Consider the following 22,196-nt stretch of genomic DNA (forward strand, 5'->3'; position numbering starts at 1 on the left):
AAGTGTTGCAACACGCGGGTCGGCGGTGCCATGCTGGCCGGGTGGACAGTCCGGACGTCGATGTACTGATCGTCGGGGCCGGCCTGTCCGGCATCGGCGCCGCCTGCCACCTGACCCGCGGCGCGCCGGGCCTGACCTACGAGATCCTCGAGGCCCGCGCGGCGAGCGGCGGGACGTGGGACCTGTTCCGGTACCCCGGCGTGCGCTCCGACACCGACATGTTCACCCTCGGCTACGCCTTCCGCCCGTGGACCGACCGCGACGCGATCGCGTCCGGCGACCGGATCCTCGGGTACCTCCGCGACACCGCCGCCCGCTTCGGCGTGGACCGGCACATCACGTACCGCAGCCGGGTCACCAGCGCCGCATGGTCCACGGCCGACGCGCGCTGGACGGTGACCGTCGAGGGATCCGCGCCGCGCACGTGCCGCTTCCTGTTCCTGTGTACCGGCTACTACCGCTACGACGAGGGCTACACGCCGGATTGGCGGGGCATCGGGGAGTACACGGGCGAACTGGTCCATCCGCAACACTGGCCGGAGCACTTCGACGCCACGGGCAAGCGGGTCGTCGTCATCGGCAGCGGCGCGACCGCCTTCACCCTGGTCCCCGCCCTCGCCCGGACGGCCGCCCACGTCACGATGCTGCAGCGCTCCCCGTCGTTCGTCCTGTCGCTGCCCGCCCGCGACCGCGTCGCCGACTCCCTGCGCCGCTTCCTCCCGCCGGGAGCCGTCCACCGGATCGTGCGCTGGAAGAACATCAAGATGTCGACCTGGTTGTACCAGTACAGCCGGCGCCGCCCCGCCCGCATGCGAGCCATGCTCCGGGCGGGCGTCCGCAAGGCCCTGCCGGACGATTACCCGGTCGACGTGCACTTCAAGCCGTCCTACGACCCGTGGGACCAGCGCCTGTGCCTGGTCCCGGACAACGACTTCTTCACCGCGATCAGCTCGGGCGCGGCCTCGGTGGAGACCGGCCACATCGACACCTTCACCCCGACCGGCGTACGGCTGCAGTCGGGCACCGCTCTGGACGCGGACGTGGTCATCACGGCCACGGGCCTGAACCTGCTGCCCCTCGGCGCCATCGCGCTCACCGTGGACGGCTCGGACGTGGACCCGGCGAAGCGCGTGGTCTACAAGGGCATGATGCTGGACGGGGTGCCGAACCTGGCCTTCGTGCTCGGCTACACGAACCTGGCCTGGACCCTGAAGGCCGACCTGGTCTCGTCGTACGTGACCCGCCTGCTGAACACCATGCGCCGCCGCGGCAAGCGGACCGTGGTGCCCCGCCTGCCGGCCGAGCCCCTGACGACCGCCCCGATGATCGAGATGTCCTCGGGGTACTTCGAGCGCTCCCGTGCCCGGCTGCCCCTGCAGGGCGACCGGGCCCCGTGGCGGCTGCGCCAGCACTACGCCAAGGACCGCCCGCTGTTCCGCCGCCTCCGCGACGACGCCCTGGTCTTCGACCCGCCGGCGCCCAGCTGACGAAACTCGATCGCCCGCCCGCCGCGCGCCGTGCGACGATCGGGTCCTGGGTCGCTAGCTCAACTGGCAGAGCAGTCGAAACGAGTAGCACGTCCGCCCCCCGCGCGAGCGGTCATGGGAGTGCTTCCTTCTTCTCCTTTGGTAATCGACTGGTTCGGGGTTCGAGTCCCCGGCGGCCCACCATCAATGTCTCACAGTGAGACGGCGGATGCCCTCCGCGACGGGTGGGATGCTTCTATGGAGGGCTTGGCCGAACCAGCGGTGCTGCTCGGCGGCGTCGGCGTGGTCACCGCGGTGCTCAACACCGTGGCGCTGCGCCTGGTCTGCGTCGACGAGGTGCCGGGCTGGCTGCAGGCGCGCATCTCGTGGTGGCGCGCGCACAACCGGACGCTGCTGCTGCTCAGCGTCGTGACGGCCGGGGCCGGCGTCGTCGCACGGCTGTTGTAGCGGCTTTAGAACAGGGTCTTGTACAGCAGCAGGACGTTCAGCCCGATGATGACCGCGGCCACGAGCCCGGCGGCGATGTCGGTCCGGCGGCGGTTGACGAACGATCCCATGATGTCGCGCCGGCGCGTCAGCATCAGCAGCGGTACGAGGGCGAACGGCACGCCGAAGGAGAGCACCACCTGCGAGGCGATCAGGCTTCCGGTCGCCGGCAGCCCCAGCCCGAGCACCAGCAGCGCCGGCGTCATCGTGATCGCCCGCCGCACGAACAGCGGGATCCGCCGGCGGATGAAGCCCTGCATGACGACCTGGCCGGCGTAGGTGCCGACGCTGGAGGACGACAGGCCGGAAGCCAGCAGCGCCACGGCGAAGGCGAGCGCCGCCCCGCCGCCGACCAGCCGGCCGAGGCTCTCGTGGGCGCCCTCGATCGACTCCAGCCCCGCCCCGCCCGCCCGGCCGGCCAGCGAGGCCGCGATCAGCAGCATCGACAGGTTGATGGCGCCCGCCGCGCCGAGGCCGACGACGATGTCGAGGCGCTGGAAGCGCAGCAGTTCCCGGCGCTCGGCGGCGTCGCGGCCGGCGACCCGCGCCTTGGTCAGGGCGGAGTGCAGGTAGATCACGTGCGGCATCACGGTGGCCCCGATGATGCCGCAGACCAGCAGCAGGGCCTCGCCGCCGGCGACGCCGGGGACGAGCCCGGCCGCGACCGACGGCGCGTCGGCGCCGACGACGAGCAGGTCGTAGAGGAATCCGCCGAAGACGACGCCCAGCAGGCCCACGATCGCCAGCTCGAAGGGGCGGTGGCCGCGCTGCTGCATGGCCAGGATCGCGAAGGCGACGACGGCGGTGATGAGCCCGGCCGGGAACAGGGGCACACCGAAGAGCAGGTTGAGCCCGACGGCGGCCCCGACGAACTCGGCCAGGTCGGTGGCCATCGCGACGACCTCGGCCTGGACCCACAGCGCGCGGGACACGGGCGCGGGCAGGTACTCCCGGCACAGCTCCGGCAGGTCCCGCCCGGTGGCCAGGCCCGCCTTCGCCGACAGGTACTGCACGAGCATCGCCATGACGTTGGCGAGCACGATCACCCAGACCAGGGTGTAGCCGAACCGGGCCCCGGCCGAGAAGTTCGTCGCGAAGTTGCCGGGGTCGACGTAGGCGACAGCGGCCACGAACGCCGGTCCCAGCAGCGCCACGACCCCCCGGATCCCGCGCCGCGGCCGCATGAGCGCGAGCGCGGGATCCGCCGCTGTCCGCATCGGCTAGCCGACCGACGGGCCGAGGCCGAGCGACTGCGGTGTGCTGGAGTCCGGCGACGGCTGGACCAGACCCTCGTCGAGCGGTCCGAACTCGGTCATCAGCGCGCGGCTGCCGCCCCACGGGGTCTGCTCCTCGGCTACCAGCGTGTTGGTGGTGAGCAGCAGACCGGCCACCGAGGCTCCGTTCTGCAGCGCGGCCCTGGCCACCCGCAGCGGGTCGACGATGCCCATCTCCAGCATGTTGCCGAAGCGCCCCTCCAGCGCGTCGAACCCGTCGTCGCGCCCGAGCTCGGAGACGTGGGCCACGACCTCCTCACCCGAGAAGCCGGCGTTGGCCGCGATCAGGAACGCGGGCTCCGCCAGCGCCCGGCGGACGATGGCCACCCCGACGGCGTAGTCGCCCTTGGCGTCGAGGTCGTGCAGATCGTCCAGGGCGGACTCGGCGTGCAGCAGCGCCGCCCCGCCGCCGGCGACGATCCCCTCGGCCATCGCGGCGCGGGTCGCCGACAGCGCGTCCTCGACCCGGTGCTGCAGCTCCTTGAGCTCGGCGTTCGTCGGCGCGCCGACCCGGATGACGGCGACCTTGCCCGACAGCGAGCCGATCCGCTCGGTCAGCACGTCCTCGTCCACGCCGAAGCTCGCCCGGGCGAGCTCGGCGCGCAGCTGCGCCAGCCGGAAGTGCACGCCCTCGACCGGGCCGCCGCCGTCGATGATCGTCGTGCGATCGGCGGTCACCCGCACCTGTGCCGCCCGGCCGAGCTGCTCCAGGCCCAGCGTCTCCAGCGTGAAGCCGGAGTGCCGGCTGAGCACCGCCCCGCCGGTGATGGCCGCGATGTCCTCCAGCTTGTGCAGCCGGCGGTCGCCGAAACCGGGTGCCCGCACGGCCACGCACTGCAGGACGCCGTTGACGTGGTTGTGCGCCAGCATCGACAGCGCCGTGCCCTCGATCGACTCGGCCAGGATGACCAGCGGCCGGCGGGCCCGCATGATCTTGTCGAGGATCGGCATGAGCTGCTGGACCTTGGTGATCTTCTCGCTGCACAGCAGGATGTACGGGTCCTCGACGACCGCCTCGAGGCTCGCCGGGTTGGTGACCATGTACGGCGAGAGGTACCCGTTGTCGAACTCGAAGCCCTCGACGAAGTCCACGCTCATCCCGTGCCGCGGCGACTCCTCGACGGTGACGATGCCGCCGTCGCCGACCGTGTGCAGCGCCTCGGCGATCACCGTGCCGACCGTGTCGTCGTCGTTGGCCGAGATCGCCGCCACCCGGGCGAGATCCTCCCGGGTCGACACCGGCCGGGCGACCCCGCGCAGGTGCTCGACCAGCCGGTCGACGGCCAGGTCGACGCCGCGCTTGACGAGCACGGGATTGGCGCCGCCGCCGATGGCCGCCATCCCCTCCCGCACGATCGCCTGGGCGAGCACCGTGGCGGTGGTGGTGCCGTCGCCGACGATGTCGTTCGTCTTGATCGCGGCCTCCTTCACCAGCTGCGCGCCCATGTTCTCGAACTGGTCGGCGAGGTGGATCTCGCGCGCGATGGTGACGCCGTCGTTGGTCACGACCGGCGAGCCGGTGATCTTCTCGAGGATCACATTGCGGCCCTTCGGCCCGAGGGTGGACTTGACCGCCTCCGCGAGCTTGTCGACCCCGGCCTGCAGCAGGGTTCGCGCCTCAGCGCCGAAGCGCAGTTCCTTGGCCATCGCCGGTCTCCTTACGGCACGAGAATGGCGCGGCCGCGGACCCGGCCGGCGTCGAGGTCCTGCAGGGCGTCGACCGCCGCGTCCAGCGGGTAGGCCCGGGTGTGCAGCGTCACCCGGCCCGACTGCGCCAGCACCATGAGCTCGGCGAGGTCGTTGTAGGTGCCCACGATGTTGCCCACGATGTTGCGCTCGGTCGAGATGATGTCGAGGGTCGGCACCTGCAGCGTCCCGCCGTAGCCGATGACGAAGTACGAGCCGGCCCGCCCGGTCATCGCGAAGCCGTCGTGCTCCGCGCCCTCCTCGGCGACGAAGTCGAGCACGACGTCGGCGCCCCGGCCGCCGGTCAGGTCGAGCACGGCCTGGACGTGGCCGCCGTCGGCGACGACGGTGTCCCCGGCGCCGATCTGCTCGGCGAGCTTGAGTGCGTCCGGATTGCGGTCGACCACGACGATCCGGGTGGCCGTCAGGGCCGCCAGGCACTGCACGCCGATGTGGCCGAGGCCGCCGGCACCGATGACCACACACGTGGTGCCGGGGTAGAGCAGCGGGACCGCCTTGCGCACCGCGTGGTAGGCGGTGATGCCGGCATCGGCCAGCGCGGCCACGTCGCGGGGCTGCGTGGTGGGGTCGAGCTTCACACAGGCGCGCTCGGAGGTCAGCAGCAGCTCGGCCATGCCGCCGTCGGTGGACAGGCCCGGGAACGAGCTCGCGGTGCAGTGCATGTCGTCGCCGGCCCGGCAGGCGCGGCACAGCCCGCAGGTCGGGGTCGGGTGCAGGATCACGGTGTCGCCGACGGCGACGCTGCTGACCGCCGAGCCGACCGCGTGCACCCAGCCGGCGTTCTCGTGGCCCAGGGTGTACGGCAGCGGCACACCCATCGCCGCGGCCCACTGCCCGTCGACGATGTGCAGGTCGGTGCGGCACACGCCGGCGCCGCCGACCTTCACGACCACGTCGAACGGACCCGTGACGGTCGGTTCCGGCACCTCTTCGACCACGGGCAGCTCGTGGTAGGCATGCAGCCGTACAGCCTTCATGACTCGTCCTCCGCTTCTGGGTCGATCTGGTAGCGGTGCCGCAGCATGCCGCGGCAGATGCCGGTGTTCGCCTCCAGGCTGGTGCGGGTCAGCCGGGCCCGGCGCAGGTGCAGCGGCACCGCGGCGGCCCCGACCCCGGTGCCGGAGCCCGGGTCGATGACGAGCGGCGCCCCGTCGCCGGCCGGCAGCCCGAGCTCCGCCCGGCGGCGGCGCAGCCGGGCCAGGGCCGGGGTGTCCGGCACCTCGCCGAGCGTCGTCGCGGCCAGGTCGTCCGGCGTCGCGCCCGCCGCGGCGAGCGGACGGCACACCTGGTCCGTGCCGGCCAGCACGGCCTTGCGCAGGAAGTCGGCGCGCAGCGCATCGAGCTCGCCGGCCGCCTCCGCGCCGAACGACCCGACGAACCCGGCGCGGGCGGCCACCCCCTGGTTGATCGCCGCCGCCGCGAAGTGCTCGTCGAGGATCACGTCCGCGCGGCGCACCCCGTCGAGCGCGGACACCGCGTCGTAGGCGTCGGCGACCATGAGGTAGGCGAAGTTCGGCGCGCAGAAGTACGTCGGCAGGCGCAGGTGCACCTCCGCCTGCCCGTCGCTGTCCACCGTGCACGAGGCGACGAACCCGAGCACCGTGATCGGCTCGTCGAGCTCCGGGTCGCGCACCCCGCCGAGCGCGGCGAGGATGCGCGACCGCAGCGTTCCCGCGGTGGTGACCGTCATGCCGTCGCGGCCGCGGGTGAGTCCGCCGAGACGCCGGCGGCGTCGTCGCGGGCGCCGGGGGTGCCCTGACCGGCGTCGAGCCGGAACTGGGCGGGTACCTCGATGCCGTAGAGCTTGGCCGCGTTGAGCCCGAGGATCTTCTTCTTCGTCGCCGTGGTGACCCGCGGGTAGTCGGAGAATTCGTCGTCCGGGTAGTCCCAGTCCACGAAGCCCTCGATCTGCCACTTCGGCTCCCAGATGCCGTAGTCGCTGCCGAAGGTCATCTTGTCCTCGCCGACCCAGAACAGCAGCTCGCCCATGACCTTGGCGAAGAAGCGCGGGCGGGCGTGCATGAGACCGCCGATGACGACCGACAGCCCGGCGTACACGTTGGGCTCCTGCGTCGCCATGAAGCAGAAGTCCTCGATGCGCGGCAGGCCGACGTGCTCGACGATGAAGTTCAGCCCGGGGAAGTCGGTCGCGGCCCGGTCGACGTCGGAGACGTCGAACGCGTCCTTGTCCAGCGGCCAGATCGTCGGGCCCTTGTGCACGTGGATGTTGACGATCCCCAGCTCCTGGCAGGCCTCCAGGTAGCGGTACGCGGCCGGGTCGCGCAGCGTCCAGCCGCGGGATCCGTCGCGCCACTCGGCGGTGTAGAGCTTGACGCCCTTGCTGCCGTAGCGCTCGACGTTGCGGGCCAGTTCCTTCAGCCCGTCCTCGCCTTCGCGGGGATCCCACCGGGTGTTGGCGATGAACCGTCCGGGGTGTTTCTCCCCCAGTGCGGCGTTGCGCTCGGTGGTGTTGAAGCCTTCGCGGTACCACTCCTTGAGGTATGTCGGCTGGAAGATCGCGACGTCGACGTATCCGTCCTCGAACACGTCGCGCATGAGGTCGTCCTCGGAGTACTTCTGGAACTTCTCGATCGGCCAGTGCGTCTCGGCCGGCGCGAGGGACTGGTAGGCGTGGAAGCACTCGATCCAGCCCTTGGCGTACTGCTCGGCGCCCGCCACCCAGTTGTCCGGCGCGGCGTTCCAGTAGTGCATGTGGCTGTCGACGATGAAGTACCGCTCGCCGTCCTTCTCGTACACGCGGCTACCTCGATCCTCCGGCGGTGAGGTCGAAACCGATGTACTCGGCGGCGTCCTCGGGGTTGGCGAACATGATGGTGCGGTCGTCCTCGTGGATCATCCGGCCGTAGTGGGTCGACATGCTCTCCTCGAACTCGGCCGCGTCGAAGTAGCCGGGCTCCTCGCCGAGCGCCTCGGAGACCTCGTCGTAGACGACGTCCATGCGGTTGAGCGCGTCGACCCGGATCATCGAGGGCAGCGGCGTCACCCGCACGTTCGGCCGGGTCGACATGACCTGGGCCACGACCACGCCGACCTGGTTGTTCATCAGCGTGAAGCCGCACATGTTGGAAGCCGTGCTGTCGGACCGGAACGGGCTCTCGGCCGTCTTGAACTGCGTCACTGGGCCAGCTCCTTCGGTGTGTCGAGGCCGAGGTCGGCCACGATGCCGGTGAACCGGGACTTGGCGCCGTCCAGCGCGTCCTCGAACCGCAGCGGCTTGGCGTCCGGCTGCGACCACAGCGGCTGCAGCGCCCGCGCCGCGGCGATGGACCTCGGCACCCAGGCCGCCATCCAGCTCTGCATGATCGTCTTGTTGTGCTCGGCGAACTCGCGGTCGGCGGTGAGCAGCTCGAACATCGCACGCGTGTAGCGCAGGTCGCGCTCGGAGAAGTCGTACTCCTCCGCGCCGACGATCGTCGGGGTCACGAAGTCGCCGTTGCGCGGCGCCGCCTGCTGCACGAGGTGGCTGCGGAACAGCTCGCCGACGAGCGGCTCGAAGATCACGTTGGCCGCGAAGACGGCCTCGCACCAGTCGTCGATGGCGGTCAGCTGCTCGGCGGTCTCCCGCACGCCCTGCCACGCCGGGTCCGCGTCCCAGGCGTCCAGGTGCGCCCGGCCGTCGAACCCCTCGATCTCCTCGCTCAGCGTCAGCCCGTAGAGCGCCAGGTCCTGCGCGGCCCGGATGCGGTGCATGCTGTTGACCGAGATCGCGTTGTTGTGCATGTTGGTGGGTGCGCGCCGGTTGGCGTTGGCGAACAGGTACAGCCCGAGTCCGTGGTCGACGTGCATCCAGGCGAAGACGTGCCGCTCGACGAAGCGCACCCAGTTGGGGTTCCACTGCGCGAACGCGCCGGAGTGCCGGGCCGCCTCGACGTTCTGCGTGACCTGCCGCACGACGTTGGAGTTGTAGCGGTACAGCGACAGCTCCCACTCCTCGTTCGGGTCGCGGAACTCGTGCCAGCCGTGCGCCGGCCAGTCGTAGCCCTTGCCGCCGGACCCGGGCCCGCGCACCGGTTCCGGCCGGTCCGAGCCCCACGCCTTCAACGCGGTCCAGTCCAGCGGGTAGCCGCCGCGACCGTCGGAGAAGCCGTACAGCCAGCCCTGCGACAGGTAGTGCCGCGGGTCGGGCTGGACCTCGACCGTCACGTCCTCGTAGTGGGACTGCTTGCGTTTCTGCGGGACGTAGTAGTTGAACCGGCGCGCGTTGGAGTCCGGGAACTCCTTGGCGCCGGCCTCGGCGTCGGTGAAGACGGGCTTGGGAACGCTGCGTTCCGTCGCGATCGTCATCAGTCCTCCCCACCAGTCGTGGTGAACTTGTCGTAGTAGATGTGCTTCGCCGGCACCCCGAGCGACTCGAGCACCGGCATCGCCGCCTCGACCATCGGCGGCGGGCCACAGACGTAGGCGTCCGCGTTGCGCAGGTCGGTCTCGAACCGCTTGAGCACGTCGGTGACGAAGCCGACCTCGCCGTCCCACTCGTCCTCCGACAGCGCCGGCACGAACGCGAAGTCCGGCAGCCGCGCCACGAGTGCCCCGATCTCGTCGAGGAAGCACAGGTCGGCGCGGGTCCGGGCGCCGTAGTAGAAGGTGCCCTTGCGCCGGATACCGCGCTCGGCCATCGAGCGCAGCAGGGCCAGGATCGGCGCGAGCCCGGCGCCGCCCCCGACGAGCACGACGTCGCGGTCCGGGGCATCGCGGAGGGTGAAGACCCCGTAGGGCCCGGTCAGCTCGAGCCGGTCGCCGACCGCGAGCCGGCCGTCGAGGAACGAGGAGAACACGCCGCCCGGGTACACCTTGATCACGAACTCGAGCGCGCCCGCGGTGTTGGCCATCGAGAAGGAGCGGGTCACGTCCGTGCCCGGCACCGCGATGTCCACGTACTGGCCCGGGAAGAACATGAGCTCGGCCGGCTCGATCAGGCGCAGGACCAGGTGCCGCAGGTCGTGCGTCACCGGGGTGATCGACACGACCTCGGCCACCGCCTGCTGGATCGGCAGGCCGGAGCGGATCATCTCCTCGTCGAAGTTGAGCAGCTCGATCGTGACGTCCTCGTACACGTGGGCGCGGCACAGCAGCGTGAAGCCCTCCTCGCGCTCGTAGTCGGGCAGGGCGAACGTCGAGTACCGGTCGAGCTCGATGTCGTCGCCGTCGAGCACGAACGACTTGCAGGCGGCGCACTGGCCCTCCTTGCAGCCGTGCATGAGCATCAGCCCCTGCTCGAACGCCGAGCGCAGGACCGTCTGCTCCTCCGGCACCTCGATCTCGATGCCGACCGGCTCGAACCTGACCCGGTGCTTGTCGCCCATCGCCGCCGCTCAGTCCTGGGGACGGAACGGGCGCCCGGCCGGGCCGCCGCGGATGTAGTCGGCGTGGAACTTCGCGCGCTCCTCGTCGGTCATCTGGTTGAGCAGCACGTTCGGGCTCTGCAGCGGGCCCATCCGGCGCAGGTGGTCGAGCGTCCACATCTTCGACGGGTCGAGGTCCAGATGCGGCTGGGCCACGAGCGTCTTGCCGTCGTCGCGCACGAAGCCCATGTCGGACACGACGTCGGCCCAGTTCCAGCCGTGGTACAGCGTCTCCCACTCGCGGGAGCCGATCAGCTGGCCCATGTTCGGCGTCTCGCGGCCCTGGTACGTCGGGCGGAACGCCACCGTGTCGGTCCAGCGGCAGGCCTCGTGGCAGTACGTGCGCCACTGCCCGTCGACCTCGGCCATGACCATGTCCTCGCGGACCAGGCACGGCACCATGCAGACCCAGCAGCGGTGCGGGTACTGGTAGTCGACGTCCTCGGCCACGATCGGGTGGTGCCCGTTGGGCCGCGACAGGCGGTTGTACTGCTCCCACCACTTGCCGTAGCGGTTGTACCAGCCCGGGTACTTGCTCTCGAACCACTCGAAGTCGGTGTCGGTCATCGGGTCGATCCGCCAGTAGTTGGCCAGCCAGCCGGTGGCGAAGAACTGGGCGACCTCGTGCACGTAGCCCTTGTTCCAGATCTGGTTCCACGCCTCCTCGATCAGGTCGTGCGGGATGACCAGTCCGTACTTCTCCAGCGGCACGAGGTAGCTGCGGTAGTAGTCGTCGTAGATCCAGCGGCGCCACATCTCGGCGTAGGACTCGCGGTCCTTGCGGCGGTCCTTCGTGCCGTACTCGATGAAGGTGCCGATGGCCGCGTCGACCACCCGGTGGTTGTTCCACCAGGCGTAGCGCAGGTCGCGCTCGAGCAGCTGGTGGTTGGACTCGTCGGACAGCGCCATGAGCAGCGTGGCGTAGCCGTTGCTGATGTGCCGCGACTCGTCGGACTGCACCGAGTGGAAGACCGTCGGCAGCAGGTAGTCGCCGTTGGCCGCGGCCTCGGCCGGCATGGCGACGAACAGGGTGTTGGTGAAGGCCGTCTCGGCCACGATCGTCAGGTAGATGCTCGCCGCGGTGATCGCGTCGCCGGTGATGAAGCCCTCGGCGAACTGCCGGCCGATCGTGCCGCAGTAGTCGTTCTGGAAGTTGCGCAGGCTGCTGTTGAAGCCGGCCGGGTCGATGTAGTTGTTCATGTACAGGCGCTTGAGGTTCTGCTGGATCGTCGAGTGCCGGACCTCGTCGATCATCTGGATCGCCTGGCCGTTGTGCAGCTCCGGGTTGGGTACCGTGCGGAACAGCAGCGGCATGGCGCGGGCGGCGGAGATCTCGGGCAACGGGATGATCGACAGGAACAGCTTCTGCCACTCCAGCCAGCGCTCCTGCACCTGGCGGAACATGTTGCCGCGGATCGCGCCGTCCGACGCGCCGTACACCCGGTGATCCTTCTCCTCCTGCATCGGGAAGTACGAGCGCAGCACCTGCTTGAGCGGGTCCTTCTTCTGCGCCTTGCGGAAGGTGTAGTCGGTCCCGTAGTGCGAGACCGGCTGGTGGTACATCGGCTCCCAGGACAGCTCCTGGATCTTCTGGTGAGCCTTGGCCACACTCTGCCGACTCATGGGTTACTCCTCACCGTTGACTCGTCCTGCTCCAGGGATGCAACCCCACCGGCGGCGTCACGGCGGTCTCACAATGAGTCAGCCCCGCCTTGCTTTGCCTCGCCGAACATCGCCTCGCGGATTTCGTCCAGCTCCCGGCGCACCCGCTCGCCGGTCCGCCGATCGCCCTCGATCACCGGCTCGATGCCGAGCGCGCGCAGCAGGGCGGCCGCCGGCGCGCCGGGGTCGGCGGCGCCGAGCGTCGGATGCAGGCCCTGCGCGGCCAAGTGGTGGAAGACGACGTTGACCACGGTCCAAGGGTTGAACGACTCGTCCATCCGCCCAGCCCACACCCGGGCGAGCGCGATGGGGTCTCAACATGAGACGGTCCGGGGCGGCGGGGCGCGTACGGTGTAACGAGGTCGTAACCTGAGCCCGGCCGGCCACCCCGAACCGGCCCCGGGCTCCAGCGGACAAGGGGGTCCGCCCATGCCGCCTGGTTCGGCACGTCCGGACGACTCCGCCGACAACCCGATGCTCGCCAAGACCAGAGAACAGTTCCTGACCGCCGAGACCGTCGATACCAACCAGGTGCGCGACGCGATCCTCGCCTCCTGGTGGCGCTCCCGGCACTGGAACGTGGCCGCCGACCGGGTCGACCTGCACTACATGCGGGATCCGGACCTTGACACCCCGCTGTCGCGCAGCGCCCTGCCGGTGCTGCGCCACCTGCGCGAGGACCTCGACGGCCAGCCGATCAGCATCATCCTGACCGACCAGACCGGGCTCGTCCTGGCCCGCCTGGACGCCGGCAGCGCCCTGGACGGGCACCTCGACCGGGTCCGGCTCGCGCCCGGGTTCAGCTACGCGGAGAAGTACGTCGGCACGAACGGCATCGGCACGGCCCTGGAGGGTGGCCGGCCGATGCACGTCTTCGGCCACGAGCACTACGCCGAGCACCTCGAGGACCTGGCCTGCGCCGGCGTGCCGATCCATCACCCGATCTCCGGCAAGACCGTCGGCGCCGTCGATCTGACCTGCTGGCGGCGGGACGCGGACCCGCTGCTGCTCACGCTGGCCAAGACCACCGCCGGACAGATCCAGCAGGCGCTGCTCAACGACAGCGGCATCCGGGAACTGGAGCTGCTGCAGGAGTACCTGCGCACCTGCCGGCGAACGGCCGGCATCGTCTTCGCGCTCAACAACGACGTCGTGATGATGAACGACCACGCCCGGCAGGCCCTGGAGCCGGCCGAGCAGTCGAGCCTGCTGGCGCAGGCGGCCGAGGTGCTCGCGGGCCGCAACCCGGCCGCCTCGGTCGTCGTCGAGCTGCCGAGCGGCCGGCACGCGCGGATGTACTGCCGCCCGGTGCGCGGCGCGAGCCGCCTCGCGGGCGGCGTCGTGCACGTCAAGATCACCGAGCGCGCGCTGCCCGCGGCGGCCGAGCCGGCCCCGCTGCCGCGCATGTTCCTGCCGGGTCTGGTCGGCGCGGGCGCGCTGTGGCTGCGCGGCTGCCACCAGGTGCAGACGGTCCACGAGGCCGGCGACTGGCTGGCCCTGGAGGGCGAGCCCGGCACCGGCAAGCTGTCGGTGATCCGCGCGCTGCACCAGCAGCGCCGCCCGGGCGCCCACTTCGCGGTGCTCGACGCGGCCGACGCCGCCCGCCGCGGCTGGCTCGCCGACGCCCGCCGCGAGCTGCTGCCCGCCCAGGCCCCGGCGCCCGGCGCCGCCATCGTCCTGACCCACGTCGACCGGCTCAGTCCCAGCCGGCGGCGCGGCGTCTCCCGGCTGCTGGAGGAGGCGCGGGCGGCCGAGGCGCGGCCGTGGGTCGCGGTCACGCTGGGCCCGCGGCACAACGGCGACGAGCTCGCCGGCCTGCTGCGCTTCTTCCCGAGCACCGTCGAGCTGCCGCCGCTGCGCCACCACGTGCAGGACGTCCAGGCGCTGGTGCCGTTCATCCTGTCCCGGCTCGCCCCCGACGGCCGGCTGACCTGCTCGCCCGAGGCGATGCAGCTGCTGGTCCGCTCGAGCTGGCCGGGGAACATCGAGCAGCTCTGGCAGGTGCTGCGCCGCATCGTCCAGCGCCGCCGCAGCGGCGCGATCCTGCCCGACGACCTGCCGCCGGAGTGCCGCACCGTGAGCCGCCGCCTGCTCAGCCCGCTCGAGGCGATGGAGCGCGACGCGATCGTCCAGAGCCTCGTCGACTGGGAAGGCAACAAGATCAAAGCCGCCGAGTCGCTCGGCATGTCCCGGGCGACGATCTACCGGAAGATCCACGAGTACGGCATCGTCTCGCCCGGCTGATCGTTTGTATGGGCAGGACTGCGGGTACGACGCCGAACATGACTGAGTCAGAGGCCACCAATGCGGACGACCCGATCCAGCGGGCGGACGAGGAATTCGACCAGCTCAAGAAGGAGTCGGAGGAGCGCGCCGACCGCACCGCACAGGTCGAGCGGGAGCTCGACGGCGACGAGGACCTCCCGGATCGGGATTGACCCGCAGGGAGCCGGAGCGGCTGACCTGTCACGCTGCCGCCATGTCTCGCGTGTCGAGTCCGCGTCACGCGGTGGCAGGATTGGACGTCGGCGCCATGCCCAGTCGACCGCGGCATGGTCCAGGCCGCATGTCGATGACCTGCAAGCCGTAGTCCGCGTCGCCGACCGGTAGCCAAAGTTCGTGCCACCACGGTTCGGCACCCGGCACATGCACCGTGAAGGGCGAACGTCGACGCGACGAGGAACAGACGGTTCGCATGGTGCATCGTCCGCTCCGCTAAGGGCGCCTTCTCGCCCGGGGTTTTGTAAACCTTGCTGGTGGATGTTGACCAAGTGCGGTGGGCGTTGTGAAGGTACAACAATGCTGACCCGTCGATCTTTGCTCGCCGCTTTCGGGGCCGCCGGGGGTGCGGTCGCCCTGCCCGCGTTGGCGCTGCCCGCCGGTGCCGCGGTCGTGGACCCGGTCGCCGACGAGTACCGGCGCCTGCTGCTCGTGCACACGCGCTGGGTGCAGCAGCAGTGGGACCCGGCGATCGGGGCGTACCGCGCCGCCGACTTCCGGTTCGCCGCCGTGCTCGGCAACGCGGTGCTGCTGACGACCGACGGATATGACGCCGCGCTGGCCGGGGTCGATGCGGCGACGCTGCAGGCCCGGACCGTGGCCACGATCAGCCGGTTCGCCGCCTCGAACCGGCTCGCGGGCGGCGGCGAATGGGGGCGGCAACTGTTCTGGGACTCGACGTTCGAGTTGTACTTCGTCCTTGCGGCGCGGCTGCTGTGGACGAGCCTGGACGCGGCGACCCGGGCGAACGTGGACGCGATCGCGCGGGGGCAGGCCGCGTACGCGTACGGGCTGGGCACCGGCAACGACCCGCTCAGCGGCTCCTGGACGCCGAACGGCAGCACCGGCGGGTACCTCGGCGACACCAAGCTCGAGGAGATGGGCGTCTACGCGCAGGCCCTCGCGCCGGGACTGGCGTGGGCGCCGGACGGGGACGCCGAGGCGGCGCGCTGGCGGGAGCGGTTCGTGTTCTGGGCGGCGAACGCCAGCGGGCTGCCCGCCGCCGACCGGGCCAACCCGGCGGTGATCGACGGCCGGGCGGTCAGCGCGTGGAACGTGGCGCGCAATCTGCACGACACGTTCATCGTGGAGAACCACGGGTCGGCGAACCCGCACTATCAGGCCGAGCTGTGGCGGACCGCGGGCCGGGCGGCCGCGCACTTCCTCGCCGCCGGCCGTCCGCTGCCGCAGGTGCTGACGGGCCAGCCGAACGGCCGGGAGCTGTGGGCCACGCTGCGGCTGCTCGCCAGCGACGCCGGTGAGCCGGTGATGCCGATGGTGTCCGACCGCTACCACCTGTACGGCCGCGACGTGCTGCCGCTGGCGTTCCTCGCCCAGGTGCAGGGCGACCCGCACGCCGCCCGCGCCGAGGCGGACCTGGCCGCGCGCCTGATGCCCTACCTGCAGTACGCGCCGGAGAACCGGCTCACCAAGTTCAGCGGCGAGGAGAAGTACGAGCCGGAGGCCCGCGCCGAGCTTGCCATCGCGTACCTGTTCCACCGCTGGCGGGCCACCCCGGTGCAGCCGGTGACGAGCGCCGACTTCTACGCGGCCGCCGCCGGAACCCGGGACTTCGGCCCGGTCGTCGGGCTGACCGCGCACCAGAGCGCCGCCGGCTTCGCGGCCGCGGTGACCAAGGCCGGCCAGGTCAAGTTCCTGTGGCAGCCCGGCCACGACAACTGGCTGGTCGACACCCGGGCGCCCGCGTTCCTGCCGGCCCAGACGGCCGCGCCGGCGCGACAGTGGACGGGCGCCTTCACGACCGCCCGGGACGGCGTCGAGGCGACCGCGACCGTCCTGCAGACCGCCGCCGGGTGGGCCGGCTACGCCACCCTGCCGACCGGGACCGTCGTCTACGCCGGCCCCGGCCCGTCGACGCTGACGCTGTTCAACCTGACCATGCCCGGGGTGCCCGGCCTGGACGGCAACCGGTCCTTCACCGGCCCGTCCGGCACGGTCACGCCCCAGACCGGGGTCGGTGACGGCGGCACCGATCGGTTGACGTTTCCCGCTCGTTCCGCCCGGCACGTGCGGTTCCTCGGCCGGAGTGCCGCCACGCAGTACGGCTACTCGATGTACGCGTTCGAGGCGTTCGACACCGCCGGGACGGACCGGGCGCGTGGCCGTACCGTCACCGTGTCCTCGGCGGACCCGGCGTATCCGGCCGCCAACGCCGTCGACGGCAACGCCGCCACCCGCTGGGCCGTCGCCCGCGAGGAGCGCGGCCGGACCGACAGCTGGCTCGCGGTCGACCTCGGCGCCGCCGTCCAGCTCACCGGCGTGACGATCACCTGGGAGGTCGCGTACGCCACCGCGTACCTCGTGCAGACCTCGACGGACGGCAGCACCTGGACCACCGCCGCGGCCGCCCCCGGCACGGTCACGCTGGGCACCTGGGCCGGGATCGACGGCCGCGCCGGAGTCGTGGCGCACGGCGGCACCGGCCCGGTCACCGCCTCGCCGACCCTGGTCACCGTCCCGGCCGCGACCCTGATCGAGGGCTACGCCGGCGCCGGCACCGACCTGGCCGCGGCCGCCGCGCGACGGCTGCCCACCGGCGGCCCCGCGACGCTGCGGCTCAGCGACGCCGACGGGTACCTGACGCTGCTCAACCTGTCCACGACCGCGGTCAGCGGCGCGGTGCTGACGCTGCCGCGCGGCGACCGGCTGTACCGCGGCCTCTGCGTCAAACGCGCCGACGGCGGACTGGACCTGACCGCTTCCGTGCCCGCCGGGGCCGGCGCCGTGCTGCCCGCCCGGTTCACCGTGACCGGGACGGCGCCGGCCGGGACCCGGTTCAACGTCGCGGACTCCCACCACCTCACCGTCACCGCACCGGCCGGCGCCGCCGTCGACGTCCGGCTCGCCGCCGGGGCCTGGTCCACGCAGGCACAGGTGCCGGCCGGCGCCACCCGCTCCTACAGCGCGACGACCGGCGGCCCGGTCACCCCGTCCACCGACCTGGCCCGCGGCCGCACCACCTTCCCCACCTCGCCGCTGCCGGCCGGGATGGGCGAGCCCTCCCGCGCCGTCGACGGCGACCCAGCCACCTCCTGGCGGCCGGGTCCCGGCGGGCGGATGGTCGTCGACCTCGGTACGGTCCGCGCCGTGGCCGGGGTCACGCTCACCTGGACCGCCGGCACCCGCCCCGACGCCCGCATCGACACGTCCACCGACGGGTCCGCCTACACCGTGTTCAGCGCCGGAACATCGGCCCGGTACGTCGCCGTGACCGTGCCCGCGTGGCGCACCGGCGACCCCGACCTGGTCGACCTGGCGGTGATCTGAGCCCGTGACCGACCACGGCACCGGTACCGCGTGGGACCTGCTGGTCACCCCGTGGCACCTCGACGAGATCGTCCCGGCGTTCCCCGTCCCGGCCGGCGCGGTGGTGACGGGACGGCCCGGCCTGCCCCCTGGCCCCGTGCCGGCCCGGATGAGCCGGCTGCACCGGGCGGCCGCCGACGCGGTGGCCGGGGTACCGCGGCCGCTGGTGCTCTCCGGTGACTGCCCGACCTCCCGCGCGGCGGTGGCCGCCCTGCAACGCCGCCACGGCGACCTGGCGGTGGTGTGGCTGGACGCGCACGGCGACTTCAACACGCCCGCCATCTCGACCAGCGGGTACCTCGGCGGCATGGCCCTGGCGATGCTGACCGGCCGTACGCCCGGCCTGTTCGACGACGAGCTCGGGCTGCGGCCCGTGCCCGACACCGGCGTGGTCCTCGCCGACGCCCGCGACCTCGACCCGGCCGAGCGCGACAGCCTCGCCGCCAGCCAGGTTCACCGCGTGTCCGCCGACCCCGCCGGGCTCGCCGCCGCCCTCGAGCGCCTCGGTCCGGCCCCCGTCTACCTGCACCTCGACATCGACGTCATCGACGGGGCCGAGCTGCCGGGCGCGCGCTTCCCGTCCGGCCCCGGCCCCTCGATCGCGCAGATCGCGGAGTGCCTGGCCGCCGTCTGCGCCACCGCCGACGTCGTGGGCGCCTACATCGCGTGCGCCTGGCTCCCCGAGCACGTCGCGAACCCCACCGCGCGGAAGACGATCGCCCGCCTTGCCGAGGCCCTCGGTGCCGGCCTGAACTGGCCCGAGTAGCGGCGCCGCAAAGGGCCATCGGCTCCTGTCCCGTCCTCACCGCGGACATCGCTGCACTGCACCGGGCCTTCGCGGACGGCATGCGCGCCGCGTACGGCAAGGTCCTGGTGTCCGGCACGCCGCGGATGACCCGGCCGCGGACACGCAAGAAACGCCGACGGGGTGGGCGGGTTCAGCGTCATCGACCCGGGCGGCACCTGGATCCGGGTGTTCCAGGCCGCGCCCGTGCCCGCGACGGCGCGCGTCGGGCGGCTGGGCAAGGCCCTGGCGAATGCCGTCGTGCAGGCCGACTCCAGGGGCAGCGCCGGCCAGGCGGTCCGGATCCTCGACAGTGCGCTGGCCCGGCCGCAAGAAGGCGACGACCCGGTCGAGCAGGTCGAGGTTCTGGTCTACCGCGCCGAACTCGCGCTGGTGCTGGGCGATCCGACGACCGCGGCCGAGATGCTGGCCCGCGCCAAATCCGTCGAGCTCACGCCGGACGAGGCGGAACGGGCCGCTCCCGCGTTCGACGACGCCGCCGAACTGGGCTGAGGTTTGCCTACGCCCACCGTGCGCATTCGGCGGCGAGGCGCGGGTCGGTGCGCACCCAGACCTCGCCCGAGGCGGCCCCGGCCGGCGCGTCGACGCGCTCGAGGCCGAGGAACTCGATCAGCGGGAGCAGTTCGGCGCGTTCGGCCCGGTCGTCGTCGAGCTCGTGCGAGTCGAAGAAGATGTAGAACTGGTCGGTCGGGTCGACGTAGCCCGAGTCGGCCCAGATCCGGGCGACTTCGGTGATCGCCTCGGCCTCCGTCGTGACCGTGGCGGCGCGGGCGGCCCCGCGGTCCTCCGGTGCCGCGTTCAGGTCGGCGAGGTCGGTGAACCACTGGCCGGCGTGGTCCAGGCCGGCGTAGCCGTGCTCGAAGAACAGCATCGCACTCGGCAGGAGTCGGTTGGCCCGGGCGACCTTGAGGTGTTCCGTCCGCGGCTCGTCGCCTTCCTTGATCCGGGAGACCACGCCCAGCGGGGGCGTGAGGACCAGATGCTGCCCCGCCGCTTCGTCCTCGACGGCGTACGTGTCGGACTCCCGGCCCCGGAAGAACGCCGAGAACGCCATGTAGGCCTCCTGGGCGTCGGCCGCGGCGACGCGCTCGTCGTCGCCGTCACCGGTGGTGAAGACGAACTGCTTCGGTCCGGGGTCATAGGGGCGGGCCATGTGCGTCCCTCCGTTCGCGCCTGACAGGTCGGCCAGTGTACGAAACCCACTCGAATTGCGTTCGGCTCGGGCCTACCGTTGCGTACGTGTTCGAGAAGCTGGTCATCCACAAGACGCTGCGCGTGCCGGCGAGCACCGGGGCGGCCGGCGACGGCGCGGCCGTCGCCCGGCAGCTGGACGCGGCGCTGCTCGACGTCGGGTTCTCGGCCTCGCGGGCGCTGCTCGAGCACATCGGCGGCCTGGCTCCCGGGCCGGCCATCGACCTCGCGGCCACCGTCGTGTCGGCGGTTCGCGAGCTCGTCGGGGACCACGTCCGGCACAACGCGTACTTCGTCGGCTTCCCGCACGACGTGCCCGACACCGTCGAGTTCTGGGTCCAGCGGCTGCGGGCGGCCGTGCTCGCCGGCGGCTCGGCGGCCACCGACGAGCAGCTGCTGGCGCTGCTCGGCGCGGGGCTGGTGAACCTGCTCGAGCTGCCCGGCTACGGCACGTACCAGCACACCTACGACGAGCTGCTGGCCGCCCACGACGCGTTCGTCGCGGCGGCGGGGGACCGGCTGACGGTGCTGCACCTCGGCGAGACGGCCGAGCGCGAGGTGGAGCGGCTGTACCTGGCGCTGGCCGGGAGCACCGCGCCGCTGGGCGAGGCCGACCTCGCGATCCTGTCCGAGCTCGCGGTCGCGTGTGCGGACGGCCCGCAGCCGCCGGCCGTTCCGGTGCGCGAGAACCGGGCCGTGCTCAACGGTATCCGGCTCGTGCTGGGCCGGCCGCTGGTCGCCGTGGACACGACGACCGACGTGCTGCGCCTGGCCTGTCACGTCTCCAACGGCGATGCCTCGCTGGCCGTCCCGACCCGGTTCCGGGCGTTCCCGCGCCGGGAGCGCCGGGTACTGCTGGCCGCGCTCGACGCGGTCGTCGGCGCGAACCCGGGCAAGCTCGGCGACGTCGCCCGGTTCGCGGAGCCGTGGAAGCGGCTCGGTGAGCGTTTGCACCCGCACGAGTACCCCCAGTGGCCGCACGCCCGCGAGGTGTTCACGGTCGCGCGCGGCGAGCGGCGGGTCACCGGCATCGCGGGGCGCGCCGAGGCGGCGATCCGGGCCGGCGCCATCGCGCCCGCCGCGTCCGTGCTCACGGCCGCGCCGGGACTGCTGCTGCGCAACGCCGACCGGCTGCTGCGGCAGGCGTCCGCGGCCGAGCGGGCCGCGGTCGTCGACGCGGTCGCGGGCGCGCTCGGCTCGGCGTCGGGCCGGGTGCTGTGCTCGCTGCGGGAGCACGTCGCCAACCGGTTGACGCCCGCGCCGACCCGCATGTTCGCGAACCGCTCGCGGCGCGCGTGGGTCGGGCGGGACACGCGGCCGACGCTGCCGGTCGAGTTGGTGGCGGAGCTGTCGGACCGGCTCGACGCGGAGATCGCCGCGCGGCTGCCGGAGCCGGCGCACCCGCTGCTGGTCGACCCGGACGTGCTCGGCGTCGCGCTGCCGCTGTCGGGCAAGGCGGCCGAGAGCGGCTTCGCGGTACTGCCGCGGGGTTCCCGGGCCGCGGTGCCGGGCGGGCTGCTGCGCTTCTTCATGTACTGGCGGCAGACCCGCAAGCGGACCGACTACGACCTCTCGGTACTGCTGCTGGACGAGGAGTTCCACACGGCGGGTCAGGTGTCGTGGACGAACTACCACCACGACGGGATGGTGCACTCCGGCGACATCACCGACGCCCGCGACGGCGCGACGGAGTTCATCGACGTGCCGCTGACCGTCGGCGGCGCGTACGTGGTGCCGCAGGTCAACATCTACGCCGGCGAGTCGTTCGAGGAGGTGGCGGAGTCGATGTTCGGGTACCAGACGCGCGCCCGCGACCAGGGCGGCGCCCCGTTCGACGCCCGCACCGTGCGGGCCCGATCGCAGCTGCGCGGCCAGGGCCGTATCGCGCTGCCGATGGTCTTCGCCCGCGGCGCGGACGGCTGGCAGGCCGTGTGGCTGCACCTGTACCTGCACGGCCGCCCGGCGTTCAACCGAGTGGAAGGCAACACGTACACGACCGCGGACCGGGTGCGGGCGCTCGTGGAGCGGCAGTACCTGACGATGTCGTACCTCGTCGAGCGCTGGAGCACCAAGGCACCGGTGGCGCTGTGGACCGGCGAGCCGCCGGCCGGGCCGGTGACCTACGTCGGCATCGACGCGCCCGAGGGCCTGCCGGAGGGCTCGGACGTGTACACCCTGGACCGTCTCGGCGAGCTCCTCCCGGCGTAAAATCCAATCGGGCCGAGGCCATGCGGGCGCTTCCTTCTTCCGTTCGATTCGGGAACCTCCGCGCAAGCGGAGGATCTGGCCAAATAGCACCCGCGCTCTCCTCGGCCCTGCCTGCGGGCGACGCATTGGTCTCCGACCCGTCACACTGAGGCCCATGCGTCCGCGGAGCGTCGTTCTCACCTACGTT

18 protein-coding genes, 1 tRNA gene and 1 pseudogene are annotated in these 22,196 nt (G+C 72.1%); 9 read left to right on the forward strand and 11 right to left on the reverse strand.

Annotated features, from left to right (window positions below):
- The first annotated feature begins 41 nt into the window (after positions 1–41).
- From ACQPZ4_RS19305 to ACQPZ4_RS19315, 3 genes are all read left to right on the forward strand, one after another.
- Positions 42–1,487, forward strand: coding sequence for a flavin-containing monooxygenase (locus ACQPZ4_RS19305; protein ID WP_433062823.1), 1,446 nt, complete (start codon positions 42–44; stop codon positions 1,485–1,487).
- 48 nt (positions 1,488–1,535) lie between these two features.
- Positions 1,536–1,670 (forward strand) — tRNA-OTHER (locus tag ACQPZ4_RS19310).
- 54 nt (positions 1,671–1,724) lie between these two features.
- The gene (locus ACQPZ4_RS19315; RefSeq protein WP_433062824.1) at positions 1,725–1,934 is read left to right on the forward strand and encodes a hypothetical protein; all 210 of its coding nucleotides are present in this window, start codon (positions 1,725–1,727) and stop codon (positions 1,932–1,934) included.
- Between the two features lie 5 nt (positions 1,935–1,939).
- Here the strand turns inward: ACQPZ4_RS19315 and ACQPZ4_RS19320 are convergent, their stop codons facing one another.
- The 10 genes from ACQPZ4_RS19320 to ACQPZ4_RS19365 form a co-directional block, all read right to left on the reverse strand.
- The gene (locus ACQPZ4_RS19320) at positions 1,940–3,190 is read right to left on the reverse strand and encodes an Nramp family divalent metal transporter (protein ID WP_433062827.1); all 1,251 of its coding nucleotides are present in this window, start codon (positions 3,188–3,190) and stop codon (positions 1,940–1,942) included.
- Between the two features lie 3 nt (positions 3,191–3,193).
- Positions 3,194–4,894 carry a chaperonin GroEL gene (gene groL / locus ACQPZ4_RS19325; RefSeq protein ID WP_433062830.1) on the reverse strand — a complete coding sequence of 567 codons (1,701 nt, stop codon included), beginning with the start codon at positions 4,892–4,894 and terminating at the stop codon, positions 3,194–3,196.
- Positions 4,895–4,905: 11 nt separating this feature from the next.
- Complete coding sequence (locus tag ACQPZ4_RS19330) at positions 4,906–5,931, reverse strand: NAD(P)-dependent alcohol dehydrogenase (protein WP_433062832.1); 1,026 nt, start codon at positions 5,929–5,931, stop codon at positions 4,906–4,908.
- The gene (locus ACQPZ4_RS19335; RefSeq protein ID WP_433062834.1) at positions 5,928–6,644 is read right to left on the reverse strand and encodes an iron-sulfur cluster assembly protein; all 717 of its coding nucleotides are present in this window, start codon (positions 6,642–6,644) and stop codon (positions 5,928–5,930) included. The genes ACQPZ4_RS19330 and ACQPZ4_RS19335 overlap by 4 nt, the downstream gene beginning before the upstream one ends.
- Positions 6,641–7,711: an amidohydrolase family protein gene (locus ACQPZ4_RS19340; RefSeq protein ID WP_433062836.1), complete on the reverse strand. Its 1,071-nt coding sequence runs from the start codon at positions 7,709–7,711 to the stop codon at positions 6,641–6,643. The genes ACQPZ4_RS19335 and ACQPZ4_RS19340 overlap by 4 nt, the downstream gene beginning before the upstream one ends.
- A gap of 4 nt (positions 7,712–7,715) precedes the next feature.
- Entirely contained in the window at positions 7,716–8,093 is a 378-nt protein-coding gene (gene mimD / locus ACQPZ4_RS19345; RefSeq protein ID WP_433062838.1) for a propane 2-monooxygenase effector subunit MimD, read from the reverse strand.
- The gene (locus ACQPZ4_RS19350; protein WP_433062841.1) at positions 8,090–9,259 is read right to left on the reverse strand and encodes a toluene hydroxylase; all 1,170 of its coding nucleotides are present in this window, start codon (positions 9,257–9,259) and stop codon (positions 8,090–8,092) included. The genes mimD and ACQPZ4_RS19350 overlap by 4 nt, the downstream gene beginning before the upstream one ends.
- Positions 9,259–10,278 (reverse strand): FAD-binding oxidoreductase, encoded by a 1,020-nt coding sequence (locus tag ACQPZ4_RS19355; RefSeq protein WP_433062843.1) that lies wholly within the window; start codon positions 10,276–10,278, stop codon positions 9,259–9,261. Before ACQPZ4_RS19355 ends, ACQPZ4_RS19350 begins: the two co-directional genes overlap by 1 nt.
- 9 nt (positions 10,279–10,287) lie before the next feature.
- Entirely contained in the window at positions 10,288–11,940 is a 1,653-nt protein-coding gene (locus ACQPZ4_RS19360; protein WP_433062845.1) for a methane monooxygenase, read from the reverse strand.
- A gap of 68 nt (positions 11,941–12,008) precedes the next feature.
- Entirely contained in the window at positions 12,009–12,257 is a 249-nt protein-coding gene (locus ACQPZ4_RS19365) for a hypothetical protein (protein ID WP_433062848.1), read from the reverse strand.
- A gap of 151 nt (positions 12,258–12,408) precedes the next feature.
- Here ACQPZ4_RS19365 and ACQPZ4_RS19370 point away from each other — a divergent pair, with 151 nt between their 5' ends.
- From ACQPZ4_RS19370 to ACQPZ4_RS19390, 5 genes and pseudogenes are all read left to right on the forward strand, one after another.
- Positions 12,409–14,223 (forward strand): sigma-54-dependent Fis family transcriptional regulator, encoded by a 1,815-nt coding sequence (locus ACQPZ4_RS19370; RefSeq protein ID WP_433062851.1) that lies wholly within the window; start codon positions 12,409–12,411, stop codon positions 14,221–14,223.
- A 38-nt stretch (positions 14,224–14,261) separates the two neighbouring features.
- Complete coding sequence (locus ACQPZ4_RS19375) at positions 14,262–14,417, forward strand: hypothetical protein (protein ID WP_433062854.1); 156 nt, start codon at positions 14,262–14,264, stop codon at positions 14,415–14,417.
- 361 nt (positions 14,418–14,778) lie between these two features.
- Positions 14,779–17,766, forward strand: coding sequence for a discoidin domain-containing protein (locus ACQPZ4_RS19380; protein WP_433062857.1), 2,988 nt, complete (start codon positions 14,779–14,781; stop codon positions 17,764–17,766).
- A 4-nt stretch (positions 17,767–17,770) separates the two neighbouring features.
- A complete protein-coding gene (locus tag ACQPZ4_RS19385; RefSeq protein WP_433062860.1) occupies positions 17,771–18,571 on the forward strand; it encodes an arginase family protein in 801 nt (266 codons plus the stop codon).
- A gap of 5 nt (positions 18,572–18,576) precedes the next feature.
- A pseudogene (locus ACQPZ4_RS19390) lies at positions 18,577–19,102 on the forward strand (VOC family protein); the annotation flags it as partial.
- 7 nt (positions 19,103–19,109) lie between these two features.
- On the opposite strand, the gene ACQPZ4_RS19395 reads toward ACQPZ4_RS19390, so the two are convergent.
- Positions 19,110–19,763 carry a hypothetical protein gene (locus tag ACQPZ4_RS19395; RefSeq protein ID WP_433062863.1) on the reverse strand — a complete coding sequence of 218 codons (654 nt, stop codon included), beginning with the start codon at positions 19,761–19,763 and terminating at the stop codon, positions 19,110–19,112.
- A gap of 86 nt (positions 19,764–19,849) precedes the next feature.
- Between ACQPZ4_RS19395 and ACQPZ4_RS19400 the strand changes: the two genes are divergently transcribed.
- A complete protein-coding gene (locus ACQPZ4_RS19400; protein WP_433062865.1) occupies positions 19,850–22,009 on the forward strand; it encodes a hypothetical protein in 2,160 nt (719 codons plus the stop codon).
- Positions 22,010–22,196 lie beyond the last annotated feature (187 nt).

The sequence above is a fragment of the Dactylosporangium sp. CS-033363 genome, assembly GCF_050942475.1.
Taxonomy (GTDB): Bacteria; Actinomycetota; Actinomycetes; order Mycobacteriales; family Micromonosporaceae; genus Dactylosporangium.

What these genes read in the sequence shown, in the direction of transcription:
- ACQPZ4_RS19315 (WP_433062824.1), top strand. Translation starts at nt 1,725, where the DNA reads ATGGAGGGCTTGGCCGAACCAGCGGTGCTGCTCGGCGGCGTCGGCGTG.
- ACQPZ4_RS19320 (WP_433062827.1), bottom strand. Translation starts at nt 3,190, where the DNA reads ATGCGGACAGCGGCGGATCCCGCGCTCGCGCTCATGCGGCCGCGGCGC.
- groL (WP_433062830.1), bottom strand. Translation starts at nt 4,894, where the DNA reads ATGGCCAAGGAACTGCGCTTCGGCGCTGAGGCGCGAACCCTGCTGCAG.
- ACQPZ4_RS19330 (WP_433062832.1), bottom strand. Translation starts at nt 5,931, where the DNA reads ATGAAGGCTGTACGGCTGCATGCCTACCACGAGCTGCCCGTGGTCGAA.
- ACQPZ4_RS19335 (WP_433062834.1), bottom strand. Translation starts at nt 6,644, where the DNA reads ATGACGGTCACCACCGCGGGAACGCTGCGGTCGCGCATCCTCGCCGCG.
- ACQPZ4_RS19350 (WP_433062841.1), bottom strand. Translation starts at nt 9,259, where the DNA reads ATGACGATCGCGACGGAACGCAGCGTTCCCAAGCCCGTCTTCACCGAC.
- ACQPZ4_RS19355 (WP_433062843.1), bottom strand. Translation starts at nt 10,278, where the DNA reads ATGGGCGACAAGCACCGGGTCAGGTTCGAGCCGGTCGGCATCGAGATC.
- ACQPZ4_RS19360 (WP_433062845.1), bottom strand. Translation starts at nt 11,940, where the DNA reads ATGAGTCGGCAGAGTGTGGCCAAGGCTCACCAGAAGATCCAGGAGCTG.
- ACQPZ4_RS19365 (WP_433062848.1), bottom strand. Translation starts at nt 12,257, where the DNA reads ATGGACGAGTCGTTCAACCCTTGGACCGTGGTCAACGTCGTCTTCCAC.
- ACQPZ4_RS19370 (WP_433062851.1), top strand. Translation starts at nt 12,409, where the DNA reads ATGCCGCCTGGTTCGGCACGTCCGGACGACTCCGCCGACAACCCGATG.
- ACQPZ4_RS19375 (WP_433062854.1), top strand. Translation starts at nt 14,262, where the DNA reads ATGACTGAGTCAGAGGCCACCAATGCGGACGACCCGATCCAGCGGGCG.
- ACQPZ4_RS19380 (WP_433062857.1), top strand. Translation starts at nt 14,779, where the DNA reads ATGCTGACCCGTCGATCTTTGCTCGCCGCTTTCGGGGCCGCCGGGGGT.
- ACQPZ4_RS19395 (WP_433062863.1), bottom strand. Translation starts at nt 19,763, where the DNA reads ATGGCCCGCCCCTATGACCCCGGACCGAAGCAGTTCGTCTTCACCACC.